This window comes from Sphaerisporangium aureirubrum, assembly GCF_042658925.1.
GTDB classification, from domain to species: domain Bacteria; phylum Actinomycetota; class Actinomycetes; order Streptosporangiales; family Streptosporangiaceae; genus Sphaerisporangium; species Sphaerisporangium aureirubrum.
Genome location: NZ_JBHSRF010000170.1, coordinates 1 through 2,819, shown reverse-complemented (window position 1 = coordinate 2,819; position 2,819 = coordinate 1). Strand labels below are relative to the sequence as shown.

4 protein-coding genes are annotated in these 2,819 nt (G+C 66.0%); 3 read left to right on the top strand and 1 reads right to left on the bottom strand.

Annotated elements, in window-relative coordinates:
• Positions 1 to 395: ATP-binding protein (locus ACFP1K_RS40955; RefSeq protein ID WP_380763978.1), on the bottom strand; the 395-nt coding region annotated here is incomplete at its 3' end.
• A gap of 153 nt (positions 396 to 548) precedes the next feature.
• Here ACFP1K_RS40955 and ACFP1K_RS40950 point away from each other — a divergent pair.
• The 3 genes from ACFP1K_RS40950 to ACFP1K_RS40940 all read left to right on the top strand — a co-directional run bounded on the left by ACFP1K_RS40950 (position 549) and on the right by ACFP1K_RS40940 (position 2,721).
• On the top strand, positions 549 to 857 hold the full coding sequence (locus ACFP1K_RS40950; RefSeq protein WP_380763976.1) for a putative quinol monooxygenase: 309 nt from the start codon (positions 549 to 551) through the stop codon (positions 855 to 857).
• On the top strand, positions 854 to 2,056 hold the full coding sequence (locus ACFP1K_RS40945; RefSeq protein ID WP_380763974.1) for a helix-turn-helix domain-containing protein: 1,203 nt from the start codon (positions 854 to 856) through the stop codon (positions 2,054 to 2,056). The genes ACFP1K_RS40950 and ACFP1K_RS40945 overlap by 4 nt, the downstream gene beginning before the upstream one ends.
• Positions 2,057 to 2,382: 326 nt before the next feature.
• The gene (locus ACFP1K_RS40940; protein ID WP_380763971.1) at positions 2,383 to 2,721 is read left to right on the top strand and encodes an SCO3933 family regulatory protein; all 339 of its coding nucleotides are present in this window, start codon (positions 2,383 to 2,385) and stop codon (positions 2,719 to 2,721) included.
• Positions 2,722 to 2,819 lie beyond the last annotated feature (98 nt).

Sequence of the window (2,819 nt, the reverse complement as noted above, 5' to 3'; positions counted from 1 at the left end):
GGTGGGGGGAGTTGGACCCAGACGATGCGGCCGGCGGCGTCGCCGTTGACTCCCCAGGTGGTGGTGAGGGCGGTTACGAGGTGGAGGCCTCGGCCGCCTTCGCGGGTGGGGGTGCGGGTGCCGAATGCTGTGGGGCCGCCTTGGTCGGCGATCTCTATGTAGGCGGTGCCGTCGGGGTGGTGTTTGACGGTGGCGGTGAAGATGCCGCCGGGTTGTCCGGTGCGGGTGTGTTCGACGGCGTTGGTGGCTAGTTCGCTGGCGATGAGGTCGGCGTCTGGGTGGTGGGGGAGATGGGCCTGGACGAAGAGGCGGGCTGCGCGCACCTGCTCTGTTTTTCCGGGGAAGGTCTGGTGCCATTCTCTGGCGCCTTCATGGCCGTTTGAGGGTGTGGTCACGCGGGCTCACCTCGCGATCTAGCAGGTCAGGGGCACTCATCTATGCCTGGTACTTAAAGTACGAGTACAGTACTTAGAGTGCAAGCCACTTGCGGTACTTGCCACGCACAATAAGTACTGCTCTGGTAGAGGCTGCGACGAAGGAGGACGTTCATGTTCGGTCTGATGGTCCGATTCACCTGTAAGGACGAGGCGAGCGCGGCGGCGTTTGATCAGTTGGTCGGCGAGACCATCGAGAAGATCCGCGACGGAGAGCCCGGGACGCTGGTGTACGCGTCCCACCTGGTGGAGGGGCAGCCGCTTCAGCGGATCTTCTACGAGCTGTACCGGGACCGGTCGGCGTTCGACAGGCATGAGGAGCAGGAGCACACCCGGCGGTTTCTCGCGGCCCGGGAAGAGCTGCTGGCCTCGGTGGAGGTCGACTGGCTGTCCCTCCAGACCGGTAAGGGAACGGCCGGGTGAGCACCGAGTACCAACGAGCGCTGGGGCGGCGCATCGCTCAGGAGCGTAAGCGGCGCGGCTTGTCACAGCCGGAGCTGGCGCGGCTGGTCGATCGGTCGGTGGCGTGGATCTCCCAGGTGGAGCGCGGTGTGCGCAAGGTCGACCGCATGTCCGTTCTGGAGAAGGTGGCCGAGGCTCTGGACATACCGTTGTCGGAGCTGGCGGCGGAGGCGCCGGTGGTCGCGGCCTCCACCGAGGAGATACCGGGAACGGCCGGTCTGCGCCTGGTGCTCTCGGGGGCTCATTCGCTGCGGGCCATGCTGCACTCGGCACCCGTTCCTGCCACATCCGAGATCAAGCCGCGAGTCGATCGGGCCTGGGAACTGACGCACGAGAGCCGGTATGTGGAGCTGGCCGACCTGCTGCGTGGCCTGGTTCCTGCACTGGAGACTGCTGCCCGCTCATCTCCTGAGGAACGGCGGGCGGAGATGTTCGAAATGCTCGCGGTGACCTATCAGGCGTGCTCGGCGGCACTCGCCAAGCTCGGTGAACCTGAGGCCGCGTGGATCGCCGCTGACCGGGCGATCGTCGCGGCGGAGCGGGCGGGTGATCCGCTGATGATGGCGGCCGGCGCTTTCCGGCTCGGCTTCGTCTTCCTGGGGGCACGTCATTTCGACCAGGCGGAGGAGACGGCGCGGACGGCCGCTGAGGCGCTGTGGTTCCTGGTCGACGAGGGCAAGCCCGAGGCCATGTCGTTGTGGGGTGGGCTTACCTTGCAGCGGGCCGTGGCGGCGTCCCGGTTGAACGAGGCCGATGCCGCGTACCAGCATCTGGCGCGGGCTCGTGAGGTCGCGGAGCGGCTGGAAGAGGGGCGCAACGACTACAACACCGAGTTCGGGCCGGCCAACGTCGCGCTTCATGAGGTGGCTGTGGCGGTCGAGCTGGGGGACGCCGGTCACGCGCTGCGGGTCGGGACGGCGGTGGACACCTCGCCGCTTTCCGCTGAACGGCGTGCTCGGCTTCAGATCGACCTTGCCCGCGCGCATGCTCAGCGGCGTCAGGTCGAAGAGGCCGTAGCCGCGCTACTGGAAGCCGAGACCATCACACCGGAGCAGATACGGAACCACCGAATTACCTACCAGTTGGTGTCCGATTTGCTGACCATGCAAGACCCGCCTTCCTCTGAGCTGCGGGAACTCGCCGACCGCGTGGGAGTGTAGAAAAAGTACGTGTACTAATACTAAAAGTACTAGCAGATACTCGCGGTGCGAGGTAGCGTTTGTGTTGTCGCTGAAGCTCTCCTGGACAGGAGGTGACAGCCCAACGCAAACGCTCTTCTGCGTTTCAGGGGCAAAACAGATAGTCCGCTCACCGAGAGCGGAAACAGGCCACACATGAAAGTGGCCTGAGCGGGAGACCCGCCCAGGCCGGATGCGGTCAGCACCCTAGTTGGCGCTTCGATGCTATCGCCTCCGGATTCTGACGGCGTGCGATCTCCCTCGTCCCTAACGCCCTGCTCAGCAGGCCGACGAGAGGTGTATTCAGCATGCGCAACATCCCCATCCCGGTCGACGTCTCCCGGCTCCAGTTCATCTGCGTGAAGGCCCCGTGCCCGCGCATCGTGAACAAGGAGACCGGCGAACTCAAGATCGACAAGGCCAGCGGCCAGACCGTCTACGAGGTGCTGTTCTCCGTGGAGGACGCCTTCGGCAAGATCGAGCTGGTCAAGATCGGCGTCGTCGGAGAACCCCCGGTCCTCCCCGGCAACGAGGTCAAGCCTGTCGGCCTGGTCGGCTACGCGTGGGAACTGTCGGGACGCTGGGGCATCGCCTACCGCGCCTCGGCACTGCTGACCGCCACCACCGCGGAGGCCCGTGGTGTCTGACGGTCTCCTCCTCACGCTCGGAGTCCTGGCCGCCTCGGCGGCCGGGCTCTGGGCCTGGCGCCGCTGGCACCACCGGTCCTACTGGCTGTGCCTGGGCT